A 14,811-nucleotide genomic window follows, 5' to 3' on the forward strand; every position below is an offset into this window, starting at 1 on the left:
GCTGACAAAATGCTAACCACCATGGCACTTTTCACCACCGGCGAGGCTGTAGCCGTCGAACTGCCCATCGCGCGGATTCCGACGCGTGCCGCGGCGTTCCTGCTCGACCTGATCGTGCAGTTCATGCTGGGTGTGACGCTGATCCTGCTGTTCCGGGCGCTGCTGGTGTGGATCGGCGCGGACGCCGCCTGGCTGGACGCGGCGCTGCTGGTGGCCCTGGTGTGCGCGGCCATCGGATATCCGGTGGTGTTCGAGACCCTCACCCGCGGGCGTTCGCTCGGGAAGATGGCGGTCGGGCTGCGGGTGGTGCGCGCCGACGGCGGGCCCGTCGACTTCAAGCACGCGGTGACCCGGGGCCTGGCCGGGATCGTCGACTTCTGGGTGCTGGGCACCGGCCTGATCGCCGTCGTGGTGTCGCTGTGCTCGCCGCAGGGCCGCCGGGTCGGGGACGCGCTGGCGGGCACCGTGGTGGTGCACGACCGCAGCCGCCTGCCGTTCGCGGCGCTGGCGGCGGCGCCGCCGTGGCTGGCGGGCTGGGCGCGGCAGCTGGACCTGTCGGGGCTCTCCGACGAGCAGGCGTTCGCGGTGCGGCAGTACCTGCTGCGGTTTCGCACCCTGACCCCCGAGGTGCAGGACCGGCTGGGCCGGGCGCTGGTGGTCTCGGTGTGCGCGAGCCTGCGTACCGCGCCCCTGAACGGCTATCCGCCGCTGCAGATCCTGGGCGCGGTGCTGGCCGAGCGGCAGCGGCGGCAGTTGCCGCCGCCGTCCTTTCCCCGGTGGCAGCCGGTCACCCCGCCCTCGCCGGTCACAGCGCTCCGGTCCGTTTGAGTTCGAGGTATTCGTCGGCCAGCGCCCCGGGCAGCAGGTCCGGCGGCGCGGTGATGACGCGGACGCCCGCGCGGCGCAGGGTCTCCCGGGCCACGGCCTCCTCCGCGATCACGTTCTCGGCGGCCGCGGCGGTGTAGAGGTCGGTCACCCCGGTGCGGTGGATGGCGGCGGCCGCCACCTCCGGGTCGGTCACCGACACCACCAGCACCCGGTGCCGTTCGGCCAGGACCGGCAGCACCGGCCGCAGGCCCTCCTGCACGGTGGCGGCGTCGAGGTGGGTGAACCAGACCACCAGGCTGCGGCGGCGGGCCCGTTGCAGGGTGGCGCGCAGCATGCCGCGGTAGTCGGTGTCGGCCAGTTCGGGGGTGAGTCCGGCGAGGGCGTGCATCAGCTTGAGCTGCAGGCGTTTTCCGCCGACGCCGCGCACCTCGGTGCGCAGCCGCCGGTCATAGGCCAGCAGGTCCACCGAGTCGCCCCCGGCGGCGGCCAGCCCGCCGAGCAGCAGGGCGGCTTCGATGGCGGCGTCGAGGCGGGTGCCGCCGCCACCGCGTGCACTGTCGGCGCAGCCGATGCGGCCCGCGCTCACCCGTCCGGTGTCGAGCAGCATCACCACGTGCCGGTTGCGTTCCGGCCGCCAGGTGCGGACCAGTACGTCGTTGGCGCGGGCGGTGGCCCGCCAGTCGATGGTGCGCACGTCGTCGCCCGCGACATATTCACGGAACGAATCGAATTCGGTGCCCTGGCCGCGAATCGTGGTGGTGTTGCGGCCTTCCAGCTGCTGCAACTGCTTGACCTTGGAGGCCAGCAGCGGTTCGCTGCGGAACGGCGGCAGCGCGCGCAACCGGGCGGGCACCTCGCGGCGTACCTGGCGTCCGGCGAGGCCGAGCGGCCCGAGCAGGCGCAGCGTCACCGGACCGGCCACCCGGTCGCCGTGATAGGCGGGGGTGAGTTCGGTGCGCAGCCGAATCCTGGTGTTGGGCGGCAGGTGCAACGGATGCGTGCGGTGCCGGGCGTGGGCGCTGGGCGGCCAGTCGTCCCACAGTGTCCCGCGCACCGGCCGGGCGCCGCCGTTGAGCACCGCCAGTTCCACGTCGATGCTGCGGCCCGTGCGCACGCTGGTGAGCGGCTCGCGCGAGAGTTCCAGCGCGCCCGGCGATCCCAGCAGCAGCAGATCGAGCCCGATGAGCGCGGCCAGCGCCAGCGTGGCGACCAGCACGCCGAGCCACGACGGCAGCATCAGCGTGACGAACAGGGCCGCGAGCACCGCGGCGGCGGCCAGGCGGCCGGTGACGACCACCGGCTACACCGGAACCGGGACGGACATCAGCAGCGAGGCCAGCACGCCCTCGGCGGTGACGCCCTCCACCTCGTGTTCGGGCCGCAGGTGCAGTCGATGCCGCAGCACCGGCGTCGCAACGGCTTTCACGTCGTCGGGGGTGACGTAGCCGCGGCCGTGCAACCAGGCGAAGGCCCGCGCGGCCGCCATCAGCGCGGTCGCGCCGCGGGTGGACGCGCCGTGCGCCACGGCGGGGGAGGTGCGGGTGGCCCGGCACAGGTCCACGGTGTAGGCGAGCACCTCGGGACTGATGGCAACCTGGGCGACCGCGGCGCGGGCAGCCGCGATGTGCGCGGGACCGGCCACCGGCCGCAGTCCGGCGGCGGCCAGGTCTCGGGGGTCGAAGCCGGCGGCATGCCGTTGCAGGATGCGGAATTCGTCGTCGCGCCCGGGCAATTGGACGTCGACCTTGAAGAGGAACCGGTCCAGCTGCGCTTCCGGCAGCGGATAGGTGCCCTCCTGCTCGATCGGGTTCTGGGTGGCGACCACCACGAACGGGTCCGGCAGCGGCTGCGGCACGCCGTCCACCGAAACCTGGCGCTCCTCCATCGATTCCAGCAGCGAGGACTGGGTCTTGGGCGGCGTGCGGTTGATCTCGTCGGCCAGCAGCAGGTTGGTGAACACCGGGCCGCGGCGGAAGGTGAACTCGGCCGAGTGCGGATCGTAGATCTGGGAGCCGGTGACGTCACCGGGCATCAGGTCCGGGGTGAACTGGATGCGGGCGTGCTCCAGGTCCAAGGCGGTGGCCAGGGCCCGCACCAGCAGCGTCTTGGCCACGCCCGGAACGCCTTCCAGCAGCACGTGGCCGCGGCACAGCAGCGCCAGCACCAGGAACATGACGGCGTGGTCGTTGCCGACCACGGCCTTGCCGATCTCGGCGCGCAGGGCCAGCAGCGCCTGCTGCGCGTCCTGCGTGGTCGGCGCCTGACCGTCGGTCGCCGGGGTGCCGTCGTGGTGGGCGTCCACCACGTCCTTGGACAGGTTGGTCACAAGACCTCCGCTTCGATCCATTCGAGTTGTGCCGCCACGAGTTCGAGGGTCTCCCGGTCGGTGACCGGGGCGTAAAGGGCGGCGCGGAGGACGGCCGGGTCCGCGCCGGTGCGGACGGCGATCGCCCCTACCACCAGTTCCGCCGGGGTGTCGGCGGTGACGCCGAGCACGGGGCGCAGCCGGCGCAGCGCCGCCGCCCGCAGTTTGGCGGCCACATGGTCGTGATCGCGGGATTTCCGGTACAGCCCGGCCTGTCCGGCCAGCAGCTCCTGGGCCGGGGCCTCGACCGGCAGCGGTTCGCGCACGATGGCGCCGCGCCTACGGCCGCGCCACCACAGCACCGCGACCCAGGCGATGAGGAACTGCAGACCGCCGAACGCCAGCCAGCCCGGCAGCCGTTCGAAGATGGAGTCCTCGCCGTCACCGAAGTTCGGCGGCGGCAGGTCCGGTTCCCGGCTCGGGGTCGGCGGATGCGTCGGCGGCGTGTCCGGATGGGGCGGCGGCGCGGGCGTGTGCCCGACATGGGTGACCACGTACACCAGTGCGACGACCGCCAGCAGCGCGGCGAGCGCCGCCCACAGTCGCCAATCCCGCAGCAGCTCCGGCAGTTCCGGGCGCTCCCGGGCGGGTTTGTCCTTGGCGGTCTTGGTCTTGCGTACCTTGCGTTTCTCGGTGAGCTCGACCGGCCCGTCCTTGGGCGGCGGCGCGCCGGAGAACCGGTCGGCCTGTTCGAGCTGCCGGTACTCCGACTCGGTGGCGTACCGGCCGCCGTAGACGACCTCGTCGAAACTGTGTGCCGCCGAGGGCAGTTCACCCGCGTCGCGCACGGCCGCGGTGGCGGCCCGCGCCGTCTCCCGCGCGGTGCGCGCCCGCTCCTCGTCGAGGATGCCGCGCTGTTCCAGACCTCGGGTGACGGCGCGATACCGTTCACGCAGCGCCACCCCGAAGTCGCCGCGCCGGGCGGCCTCCTCGGCCGCGGCCAGGTGCGCGGCGGCCGGGCCCAGCGCGGGTTCGGGCGGTGCGGCGTGCGGAATCTCGGTCATCGGGCCCCTCCCGTGGGTACCCGGATGTCCCACGCTTCGCGGCGGCAGCGCCGGTCCACATAGGTCACGACCTGGGTGGCGGATTCCACCAGCTCGCCGATCGCCACGATGAGCAGAGCCACGGAGACGATCAGCACCGTCACCGTCCCGCGGTGGGTGCCGGAGAAGTCGGTGATGAACCGCGGCAACGCCAGCAGCGGCACGATGAGTACCAGCAGCAATACGCGCAGGTACAGCCACAGCCCGACCAGCTGCCATTCCGCGCCGCCAGCAAGCAGTTTCGCCCGCCGGGCGGCCTCGCGGTAACCGATCGAGCCGTCGAAGACGCTGGGCGCCAGCGTGAATCGCCGTCCACGCAGCCAGGCCAGCCAGATCACCGCGAACGGCGCGGTGAACATCAGGGGAGCGCCCACGGCCAGCACGCCGACCCCGATCAGTGTGTACATCACGTGGTAGGTGAGCAGCGGTCCGGCTCCGGAGCGCAGCCGCCGCAGCACGCCACGCCAGGTCGAGGGCCTGCGGTACACGACATCCAGTCCGGCCGGCACGGTCACCCCGCGCACGAAAAACCGTAGGCCCCAAGCGCACAGCAGGCTGGTGAGCAGCGCACCCCAGAAGGTTCCGAGGTCGGAATCACCGGTGATCGCCGCGGCGGCCGCGGTACCCGCGACGGCCACCAGCACGGCGGCCACCCAGGCCACCCCGACCAGGGCCGCCAGGATCGTGATCCGGGCCTGGATCAGCGCGAACGGCAGGTCCAGCAGTTCCCGGAACTGCATCGGGCGAATCGGAACAACCGGCGGTTCGGTCGAAGTCGGTTCCCCCACCGAGCCGGTCGGCGAACCGACGGAGTCGGCGGCGGTCGGCAACACGGGCCCGAGTCTATCCGGACTCGGGCCCCAGCAGCCGGGCGACGACCTGGCGATACATGTCCGGTTCGATCGGCGGCATTCCCATCAGCGCGCGCAGGTAGACGCCGTCGCCGACCAGCCGCACGATCTCGGCCCGCACCGGGTCGTCGATCTCGTTGTCCAGGGCCGTCTTCCAGGAGGTCATCACCTCGGTGATGGCCCGGTCGGTCTCGGCCTGGGCACCGTCGGCCGGGGCGTCGACGGTCCGCATGGCGGCGAGCATGGAGCGGTACAGCGCGAGTTCGACGGCGTCGGATTCGTTGTCGGGGTGCGGCGCCTGCAGGTACCACTCGGCCACCGAGCGGCCCTGTTCGATCGCGGCGCGCACCTGCTGGTCGGCCCGTTCGGTGACGCGGCGCAGCAGTCCGGCGAGTAGCGCGTCCTTGCTCTTGAAGTGATAGAGGAGCCCGCCCTTGGAGACGCCCGCGGTGGCGGCGACGTTCTCCAGGGTCACCTGGGACAGGCCCTTGTCGAGCAGCAGGTTCTCGAGCGCGTCGAGGATCCGGTCGCGGGTGCCGGCGGGGTCGCGGGTGGTCACGGGGTTGACTGTACCGGCTGGACGGTTCAGGCTGTTACTGTACCGTCTGGACGGTTCAGAACCGAAAGAGAAAGCTGATGACCACCCACTCGACCGCGCGTTCCGGAACTCCTTCGACCCTCGACCGCCCCGTGACCCCGCACGCCGCGCCCAAGGCCCGGCCCCGGGACTGGGCCGGCCTCGCCGTGCTGGCCCTGGCGCTGCTGCTGATCGCCGTCGACGCCACCGTGCTCGACCTGGCGGTCCCCTCGATCACCGCGCACCTCGCGCCCACCACCCCGCAGCTGCTCTGGATCATCGACGTCTACTCGTTCGTGCTGGCCGGCCTGCTGGTCACCATGGGCACCCTCGGCGACCGCATCGGCCGCCGTCGCCTGCTGCTCATCGGCGCGGCCGGATTCGCGGCCGCCTCGGCGCTCGCCGCCTGGGCGATCAGCCCCGAAATGCTCATCGCCGCCCGCGTCCTGCAGGGTGTCGCCGGTGCGACCCTGATGCCCGCCACCCTGGGCCTGATCCGGTCCATGTTCGCCGACGCCCGCCAGCGCACCCTGGCCATCTCGGTCTGGGGCGCGATGGCCGCCTCCGGCGCGGCGTTCGGCCCGCTGCTCGGCGGCTGGATGCTCGAGCACTTCTGGTGGGGCTCGGTGTTCCTGGTGAACCTGCCCGTCATGGCGCTGCTGCTGGTCCTGGCACCGATCCTGGTACCGGAATCGCGGGACCCCAACCCGGGCCGTTTCGACCTGGTGAGCGCGGGACTGTCGATGCTGGCCCTGATCCCGGTGGTGTACGCGGTCAAGGAGTTCGCCGCCCACGGTCCGGGCCTGAACCTGCTGATCAGTGCCGGTGTCGGTGTGACGGCGGGCGTGCTGTTCGTGCGTCGTCAGCGCGGGCTGTCGGCTCCGCTCATCGACCTGGACCTGTTCCGGCTGCCCGCCTTCCGGGCCGCCGTGTTCACCAACCTGCTGTCGGTGTTCGCGCTGGCCGGTGTGCTGTTCTTCGGCTCGCAGTACCTGCAGCTGGTGCTGGGCAAGTCACCGCTGGAGGCCGGCCTGCTGCTGATCCCGGGCACGGTCGGTTCCATGCTTGGTGCGCTCGCCGCGGCCTGGCTGGTCCGGTACTGGCGTCCGGCGACCGTGCTCGCGGGCTCGCTGGCGACGGTCGCGCTCGGCGCGGGCCTGTACTGGCTGCTGCCCACCGATCCCTCGGGTTCGGTGACCCCGTTCATCGTCGGCTTCCTGCTGATCGGACTGGGTGAGGGTGTGGCCCTGACGGTGTCGGCCGACATGATCGTGAGCACCGCGCCGGAGGCGCGCGCGGGCAATGCCGCCGCCATCTCGGAGACCGCGATGGAGATGGGTATCGCCCTGGGTGTGGCGGTGCTGGGCAGTGCCGTGATGGCCGCCTTCCGCGGCGGTCTGGACCTGACGCACGTGCCGTCGGGTCAGGCGGACGCGGCGCGCGAGTCGCTGGGCGGCGCCATCGAAACCGCCCGGGCGCTACCGGAACCCGCGGCCGGGGAGCTGTTGCACTCGGCGCACACGGCGTTCGTCAGCGGCATCCACGTGGCTGCCACGTCGACGGCGGTCATCCTGCTGCTGACCGCGTTCGTCGCCTACCGCGCGGCAACTCGCAAGACCGCGGTGGCGTAGTCGAAAAAGGCTGTGGCCCGGATGTTTCCGTGTTCAACGTGAAACATTCCGGGCCACAGCGCGTTTCCGCGGGTTACTCCTGGCCCTTGCCCGGCGGCAGTTCGCGCGGGGCACGGTAGTCGAGTTCGGGGTGGCGGCGACTCGCCAGCGCGTCCTGCTGCGGGGCCGCGGGCAGCGGGTAGCCCGGGTCCACCACGTGCCCCTGGGGGAGCTGGGCGTATCCCGGGTAGGCGGCATAGGGCTGATCCACCACGGTGGAGGCCACCCGCTGCGCGTAGACCTGCTGGGGCGCGCCCTGCGGCAGGTATCCGTACTGCTGGGGCTGCGCGTACATCTGCTGCTGGTGCTGCTGCGGCTGCGCGGAATCCTCCGAGTCCACCGTGACCTTGCGCGTGCGGCGCAGGGTGAAGGTGATCTCCTCGGCCTCCTCGAAGGCCTGCCGCACCGTGCGCAGCGGATGCGTGGCGGTGTCGATGGCATTGGCCACGAAGGATGGGACCAGCGGCCGGATCCAGCGGGCGGCGGTGTCGGTGAACGGCACCGTGCCGATGATCGGCAGTTCCAGCCCGCCCCCCTTGGCGGGCTGCGGCGCCGGCGCGGCGGGCGCGAGCGCGCCGCCGGACGGCACGGGGGCCAGCGCACCCGAGGTGAGCTGGGCGGGCAGGTTCGGCGACTGTGTCACGATCCCCTCTTGGGACACGGTGCTGTCCTTTCGATCTCCGGCCGCGGTCCCGGCCGGAAGTTCCAGTCTGGTGGCGGAGTCGAATTCGGCCACGGCGCGCTGCGCGGGCTCGGTGATGCCGATCTCGAAATTGCCGATGGCGGCGATGATGCGGGTGCGCTGCCGTTCCCGGTCGATGGCGGTGTCGGCGTGCGCGGCCAGCCGCGCGGCGGTGAGTTGTTGTTCCGCGCGCAGGTTTTCGGTCTCCACCCGCACCTCGGCCTGTTTGACGGCGATGGCGGTGGCGGCGGCCTGGTCGATTCGGTCGGTCTCGGTGCTGACCGCGACGCTGCGGTCGAACGCCGTCTCGCCGCGCCACCAGCGCAGCAGCAGCGGCAGCTGGGCGAGGGTGATCAGGAGCAGGGCGACGGCGAGGCGCAGGACGAACGCCCCGAAATGCCCTGTGGTGTAGTCGTTCACGGCCACCCAGCGCGCCCCGAGTCCGCGGTCGCCGTCGGTATAGGCGGCCTTGCGGGCGTCGGTGAGGGCCTTGTCCTGCGCGGTGACCTTGTCGTCGAGCCCGGCCACCTTGTTCCGCTCGGCGGTGAGCTGGGCGCGCGCGTCGTCGAGCATCTGATTGGCGGTGCGCTCCTCGGGACCGCGTCCGGGGACGCCGGTCCGGGGGATTCCGTCGCAGTCCTGCGCCGGGTTGATCTCGCAGCGCGCGATCTTCAGTGCGGTCGCGACGTCTGTCTGTGCCTTGGTGATCTGCTGCTCGAGCGCGCCGCGCGCGGCTTTCGCCTGGTCCAGGTCGGCGCGGGCGGTGACCACGGCGGGCGCGGATTCCACCGCGCGCTGCGCGTTCTCGTCGAGCAGTCGGTGCACGGTGCCGGAGAACAAGAGGGTGCAGGCCAGTTCGGCCACCACCACCCCGGCCAGTACCGCGACGGCGATGCGCCCGGCGAATTCGGCGACGGCCCGCCGGTCCTCGCGCCGATCGGGCGTGGCCGCGGTGGCGAGAGCCCGGGACAGCGCCCCGACCAGGAAGGTGGCGATCAGCGCGATGGCCACGACACCGAGGGCGGGCCAGCCCGCGGCCCCGGTCGCGGCGGCGGTGATGCCTCCCGCGGTGACCGCGAACAGGGCCACCACCGCACCGGTGACGGTGTAGCCCGCACGCTCGGGACCGGCGGTGAGCTGCGGTTGCGCCCCACCCAGCCAGACCAGCAGGTCGCCGGGTCCGGCCGGGGAATGGACGTGGGGATCTGTCATGGGAGGCTCACATCCTCTACGTCCCAGGTGGTTCGGCAGAGCGAAACTGTCGCTGATTCGTTGTCTCAGCGTGACAGGCGTCCGGCGGTTACACCGACCGCGGCGGGTGTGATGTGGCCAGGCTCACATCGCCCCTTTTCGGGCCGCCGAGGTGGTGTTGATCACCTGCGTCCGGTCTCGGATATCGCCGAAAACCGAGTCGGGAGACAGATTTACGGTTTGCTGAGCGTGTGCTGAATCCCACATTCAGGAAAAATTCCGTACGGTCCGCACGTTGCGAGCCCATGTCTCCCGGGTGGTCGCCGGAGCGACGGAACTTGTCCGGAAAGTTAGCGGCCTAACGCCCGGTTTGCCGGATCCGCTTGTGGGGAAACCTGATTCATTGCAGGTGGGAGGCAGTCTGGAGCTGCGCTGGACCGTCCGGCCGTCGACCTCGCGCGGGTGCGTCACAGTGGTGAACTCAACTGAAACGCACGGGCACCCCTGCTTTACACTGGAGAACGCGCGTGTGTTGGAGGACCGGATGTAGAAGCCCAGCTAGAAGCTGGAATTAGCCTTACCTGAGTTGGTTGGGCTCCAGTCCTGACTTATCGTTTGCTCTTACGCCGAACTACACAATTCGGTGTATCTCCCCATACGGACAGAGGCCCGATCGGTGCTCAGCCTAGCGGGCGAGAACGGCACGGCGTGTAGCGAACGCGTAAGAGTTCCGTTACCACCGAGCACCCGACTAGGTAATCGAAGCGGGTGGACAACTGCAAAGTTGACTGCACGGAGTGACCATCAGCGCCGCTGGTCTCCGAAACGTCCGGACGCAGTCCAGACCGGAGGCGTTCGACGAAGGCCGCATTCTTCGAAGGCCTGTTTTTTGTGAAGGCAGAGGCATGACGCAACTTCCTGGCCACAGGTCCCCTGGACCCATCGGGCTCTATGACCCGGCGAATGAACACGACGCCTGTGGTGTCGCATTCGTCGTCGACATGCACGGCCGCCGCAGCCGCGACATCGTCGACAAGGCTATTACGGCATTGCTGAACCTGGAGCACCGTGGTGCGGCCGGCGCCGAACCCAACTCGGGTGACGGCGCGGGCATCCTGATCCAGCTCCCGGACAAGTTCTTCCGTGCCGTGGTCGACTTCGAGCTCCCCGCCGAAGGTTCCTACGCGACCGGCATCGGCTTCCTGCCGCAGGCACGCCGCGAGGCCGCTCGCGCCGGGTACGGCGTCGAGAAGATCGTGCGCGAGGAGGGCCTCGAGGTCCTCGGCTGGCGCGAGGTCCCGATCGACGAGTCGTCGCTGGGCGCGCTGTCGCGCGACGCCATGCCGACCTTCCGGCAGATCTTCATCGCCTCCCCCAAGGGCGGCGCCGAGCAGCTCTCCGGCATGGACCTGGAGCGCCGCGCCTACGTCATCCGCAAGCGCATCGAGCACGAGCTCGGCAAGTCGGGTGCCGGCGAGGGCGCGACCGGCAAGGAGTCGGTCTACTTCCCGAGCCTGTCCGGCGAGACCTTCGTCTACAAGGGCATGTTCACCACCCCGCAGCTGCGGGCGTTCTACCTGGACCTGCAGGACGACCGGGTCGAATCGGCGCTGGGCATCGTGCACTCGCGCTTCTCCACCAACACCTTCCCGTCGTGGCCGCTGGCGCACCCGTTCCGGCGCGTCGCCCACAACGGTGAGATCAACACCGTCTCCGGTAACGAGAACTGGATGCGGGCCCGTGAAGCGCTGCTGAACTCCGACGTGTTCGGCACCGACTCCGAGGGCAACAACCGCCTGGAGAAGATCTTCCCGGTCTGCACCCCGGGCGCTTCGGACACCGCGCGTTTCGACGAGGTGCTCGAGCTGCTGCATCTGGGCGGCCGCAGCCTGCCGCACGCCGTGCTCATGATGATTCCGGAGGCGTGGGAGCGCCACGAGTCCATGACCCCGGAGCAGCGCGCGTTCTACCGCTACCACTCCTTCCTCATGGAGCCCTGGGACGGCCCGGCCTCGGTGTGCTTCACCGACGGTTCGGTCGTCGGCGCGGTGCTGGACCGCAACGGTCTGCGCCCCGGCCGCATCTGGGTCACCGAGGACGGCCTGGTCGTGCTGGCCTCCGAGGTCGGCGTGCTCGACATCGACCCGGCCAAGATCGTCTACAAGAAGCGCCTGCAGCCCGGCCACATGTTCCTGGTCGACACCAAGCAGGGTCGCATCATCAGCGACGACGAGGTCAAGTCGACGCTGGCCGCCGAGTTCCCGTACCAGCAGTGGCTGGACGAGGGCCCGACCAAGCTGAGCGACCTGCCCGACCGCCCGCACGTGCACATGTCGCACGACCGCGTGCTGATCCGCCAGCAGATCTTCGGATACTCCACCGAGGAACTGAACATCCTGATCTCGCCGATGGCGCAGACCGGTGGCGAGGCGCTCGGCTCGATGGGCACCGACACCCCGATCGCGGTGCTGTCCTCGCGGCCGCGCCTGCTGTTCGACTACTTCTCGCAGCTCTTCGCGCAGGTCACCAACCCGCCGCTGGACGCCATCCGCGAAGAGGTCGTGACCTCGCTGCGCAGCATGGTGGGCCCGGAGGCCGACCTGCTGAACCCGGGTGCCGAGTCCTGTCGTCAGATCACCCTGACCCAGCCGATTCTGGACAACGACGAGCTGTCCAAGCTCGTCCACATCAATGACGACGGCTCCCGTCCCGACCTGCGTTCGGTCGTCGTGCACGGCCTGTACCCGGTGAAGAAGGGCGGCAAGGGGCTGCGCAAGGCCATCGAGGCCGTGCAGCGTCAGGTCTCGGCGGCCATCGACGGCGGCGCGCGCATCATCGTGCTGTCCGACCGCGAGTCCAACGAGAAGCTGGCCCCGATCCCGTCGCTGCTGCTGACCGCCGCGGTGCACCACCACCTGGTCCGGGAACGCACCCGCACCAAGGTCGGCCTGGTCATCGAGGCCGGTGACGCCCGCGAGGTGCACCACATGGCCATGCTCGTCGGCTTCGGCGCGGCGGCCATCAACCCCTACATGGCCTTCGAGTCCATCGAGGACATGCTGGAGCGTGGCGCGCTGCAGATGCCGGGCAGCATCGGCGATCACGCGGCCGACTTCAAGAAGGCCGTCTACAACTACAACAAGGCGGCCGGCAAGGGCGTGCTGAAGGTGATGTCCAAGATGGGCATCTCCACCATCGCCTCCTACCGTGGCGCGCAGCTGTTCCAGGTCGTCGGCCTGGCGCAGGAGCTCGTCGACGAGTACTTCACCGGTCTGCGTTCGCCGCTGGACGGCATCGGCCTCGACGACATCGCCGACGAGGTCGCGCAGCGGCACCGGATCGCGTTCCTGGAGAACCGCAACGAGCGCGCGCACCGCGAGCTCGAGATCGGCGGCGAGTACCAGTGGCGTCGTGAGGGCGAGTACCACCTGTTCAACCCGGACACGGTGTTCAAGCTGCAGCACGCCACCCGCTCGGGCCAGTACAAGGTCTTCAAGGAGTACACGAAGCTGGTCGACGACCAGTCGGAGCGTCTCGCCTCGCTGCGCGGTCTGTTCAAGTTCAAGAACGGGCACCGCAACCCGATCTCGATCGACGAGGTCGAGCCGGCGTCGGAGATCGTGAAGCGCTTCTCGACCGGTGCGATGAGCTACGGCTCCATCTCGGCCGAGGCCCACGAGACCCTGGCCATCGCCATGAACCGCCTGGGCGGTCGCTCGAACTCCGGTGAGGGCGGCGAGCACCCGGCGCGCTTCGAGCCGGAGGAGAACGGCGACTGGCGCCGGTCCGCGATCAAGCAGGTGGCCTCGGGCCGCTTCGGCGTGACCGCCCACTACCTGACCAACTGCACCGACATCCAGATCAAGATGGCGCAGGGCGCGAAGCCCGGTGAGGGCGGCCAGCTTCCGGCCCACAAGGTGTACCCGTGGGTCGCCGAGGTCCGGCACTCCACCCCGGGCGTCGGCCTGATCTCGCCGCCGCCGCACCACGACATCTACTCGATCGAGGATCTGGCGCAGCTGATCCACGACCTGAAGAACGCGAACCCGCAGGCGCGGATTCACGTGAAGCTGGTCGCGGAGCCGGGCGTCGGCACCGTCGCCGCGGGTGTCTCGAAGGCGCACGCCGACGTGGTGCTCATCTCCGGCCACGACGGTGGTACCGGTGCGTCGCCGCTGACCTCGCTGAAGCACGCGGGTGGCCCCTGGGAGCTCGGCCTGGCCGAGACCCAGCAGACCCTGCTGCTCAACGGTCTGCGCGACCGCATCGTGGTCCAGGTCGACGGTCAGATGAAGACCGGCCGCGACGTCATGATCGCCGCGCTGCTGGGCGCCGAGGAGTACGGTTTCGCGACCGCTCCGCTGGTCGTCTCGGGCTGCATCATGATGCGCGTCTGCCACCTCGACACCTGCCCGGTCGGCGTCGCGACCCAGAACCCTGTTCTGCGTGAGCGTTTCACCGGCAAGCCGGAGTTCGTCGAGAACTTCATGCTCTACGTCGCCGAGGAAGTCCGCGAGCTGCTGGCGTCGCTGGGTCTGCGGACCCTGGACGAGGCCGTCGGCCGGGTCGACCTGCTCGACACCACCGCCGCCAAGGCGCACTGGAAGGCCGCCAAGCTCGACCTGTCGCCGATCCTGGACGACGTCGAGACCGCGTTCATGTTCCAGGACCGCCGCCGCACCAAGGACCAGGACCACGGCCTGGACAAGGCGCTGGACAACGAGCTGATCGCGCGTTCGGCCGATGCCCTGGAGCGTGGCAAGCCGGTCAAGTTCGACTCCAAGATCACCAACGTGAACCGGACCGTCGGCACCATGCTCGGCCACGAGGTGACCAAGCTGTACGGCGGAGTCGGCCTGCCGGACAACACCATCGACATCACGTTCACCGGTTCCGCCGGTAACTCGTTCGGTGCGTTCGTCCCGGCCGGTATCACCCTGCGGGTGGTCGGCGACGCCAACGACTATGTCGGCAAGGGTCTTTCGGGTGGCCGCATCACGGTGCGCCCGTCCGACGACGCGCCGGCGTCCTACGTCGCGGAGCAGAACATCATCGCGGGCAACGTGATCCTGTTCGGCGCCACCAGCGGCCAGGCCTTCCTGCGCGGTGTGGCCGGCGAGCGCTTCGCCGTCCGCAACTCGGGCGCGACCGCGGTCGTCGAGGGTGTGGGCGACCACGCCTGTGAGTACATGACCGGTGGCCGCGTGGTCATCCTCGGTGAGACCGGCCGCAACTTCGGCGCGGGCATGTCGGGCGGTATCGCCTACGTGTACAACCCGAACGGCACCTTCGAGGCCAACCTCAACACCGAGCTGGTCGACCTGGAGCAGCTCTCGGCCGATGACGCGCAGATCGTGCACGACATCGTCGCGCAGCACCGCGACGAGACCGGTTCGGCTGTCGCCGAAGGCATCCTGGGCGACTGGTCGCAGCAGGTGACCAAGTTCGTGAAGGTCATGCCGCGCGACTACAAGAAGGTCCTGCTCGCCATCTCCGAGGCCGAGAAGGCCGGCCGGAACGTGGACGAAGCCATCATGGAGGCGGCTCGTGGCTGACCTCATCTCCGCGGTGCAACGCAGCACCATCGTTGTTCCGTGCGCGCAG

The 14,811-nt window shown here is 70.1% G+C and carries 9 protein-coding genes; 3 read left to right on the top strand and 6 right to left on the bottom strand.

Annotation, left to right across the window (positions count from 1 at the left end):
• Nucleotides 1-21: 21 nt before the first annotated feature.
• Complete coding sequence (locus ACQPYY_RS00120) at nucleotides 22-828, top strand: RDD family protein (protein ID WP_433592351.1); 807 nt, start codon at nucleotides 22-24, stop codon at nucleotides 826-828.
• Here ACQPYY_RS00120 and ACQPYY_RS00125 read toward each other — a convergent pair.
• The 5 genes from ACQPYY_RS00125 to ACQPYY_RS00145 are packed head-to-tail and all read right to left on the bottom strand — an operon-like array spanning nucleotide 806 to nucleotide 5,646.
• The gene (locus ACQPYY_RS00125; protein WP_433592352.1) at nucleotides 806-2,125 is read right to left on the bottom strand and encodes a DUF58 domain-containing protein; all 1,320 of its coding nucleotides are present in this window, start codon (nucleotides 2,123-2,125) and stop codon (nucleotides 806-808) included. The genes ACQPYY_RS00120 and ACQPYY_RS00125 overlap by 23 nt on opposite strands.
• A 3-nt stretch (nucleotides 2,126-2,128) precedes the next feature.
• Complete coding sequence (locus ACQPYY_RS00130) at nucleotides 2,129-3,154, bottom strand: AAA family ATPase (RefSeq protein ID WP_433592353.1); 1,026 nt, start codon at nucleotides 3,152-3,154, stop codon at nucleotides 2,129-2,131.
• On the bottom strand, nucleotides 3,151-4,197 hold the full coding sequence (locus ACQPYY_RS00135) for a DUF4129 domain-containing protein (RefSeq protein WP_433592354.1): 1,047 nt from the start codon (nucleotides 4,195-4,197) through the stop codon (nucleotides 3,151-3,153). Before ACQPYY_RS00135 ends, ACQPYY_RS00130 begins: the two co-directional genes overlap by 4 nt.
• On the bottom strand, nucleotides 4,194-5,069 hold the full coding sequence (locus ACQPYY_RS00140; RefSeq protein ID WP_433592355.1) for a hypothetical protein: 876 nt from the start codon (nucleotides 5,067-5,069) through the stop codon (nucleotides 4,194-4,196). The genes ACQPYY_RS00135 and ACQPYY_RS00140 overlap by 4 nt, the downstream gene beginning before the upstream one ends.
• A gap of 10 nt (nucleotides 5,070-5,079) precedes the next feature.
• The gene (locus ACQPYY_RS00145; RefSeq protein ID WP_379103054.1) at nucleotides 5,080-5,646 is read right to left on the bottom strand and encodes a TetR/AcrR family transcriptional regulator; all 567 of its coding nucleotides are present in this window, start codon (nucleotides 5,644-5,646) and stop codon (nucleotides 5,080-5,082) included.
• A gap of 77 nt (nucleotides 5,647-5,723) precedes the next feature.
• Between ACQPYY_RS00145 and ACQPYY_RS00150 the strand changes: the two genes are divergently transcribed.
• Nucleotides 5,724-7,295: an MFS transporter gene (locus tag ACQPYY_RS00150; RefSeq protein ID WP_433592356.1), complete on the top strand. Its 1,572-nt coding sequence runs from the start codon at nucleotides 5,724-5,726 to the stop codon at nucleotides 7,293-7,295.
• Between the two features lie 73 nt (nucleotides 7,296-7,368).
• Here the strand turns inward: ACQPYY_RS00150 and ACQPYY_RS00155 are convergent, their stop codons facing one another.
• The gene (locus ACQPYY_RS00155) at nucleotides 7,369-9,228 is read right to left on the bottom strand and encodes a DUF4407 domain-containing protein (protein ID WP_433592357.1); all 1,860 of its coding nucleotides are present in this window, start codon (nucleotides 9,226-9,228) and stop codon (nucleotides 7,369-7,371) included.
• An 884-nt stretch (nucleotides 9,229-10,112) separates the two neighbouring features.
• Between ACQPYY_RS00155 and gltB the strand changes: the two genes are divergently transcribed.
• Nucleotides 10,113-14,762 (top strand): glutamate synthase large subunit, encoded by a 4,650-nt coding sequence (gene gltB, locus ACQPYY_RS00160; RefSeq protein WP_433592358.1) that lies wholly within the window; start codon nucleotides 10,113-10,115, stop codon nucleotides 14,760-14,762.
• Nucleotides 14,763-14,811 lie beyond the last annotated feature (49 nt).

The sequence above is a fragment of the Nocardia sp. CA-145437 genome, assembly GCF_050956485.1.
Lineage (GTDB): Bacteria > Actinomycetota > Actinomycetes > Mycobacteriales > Mycobacteriaceae > Nocardia.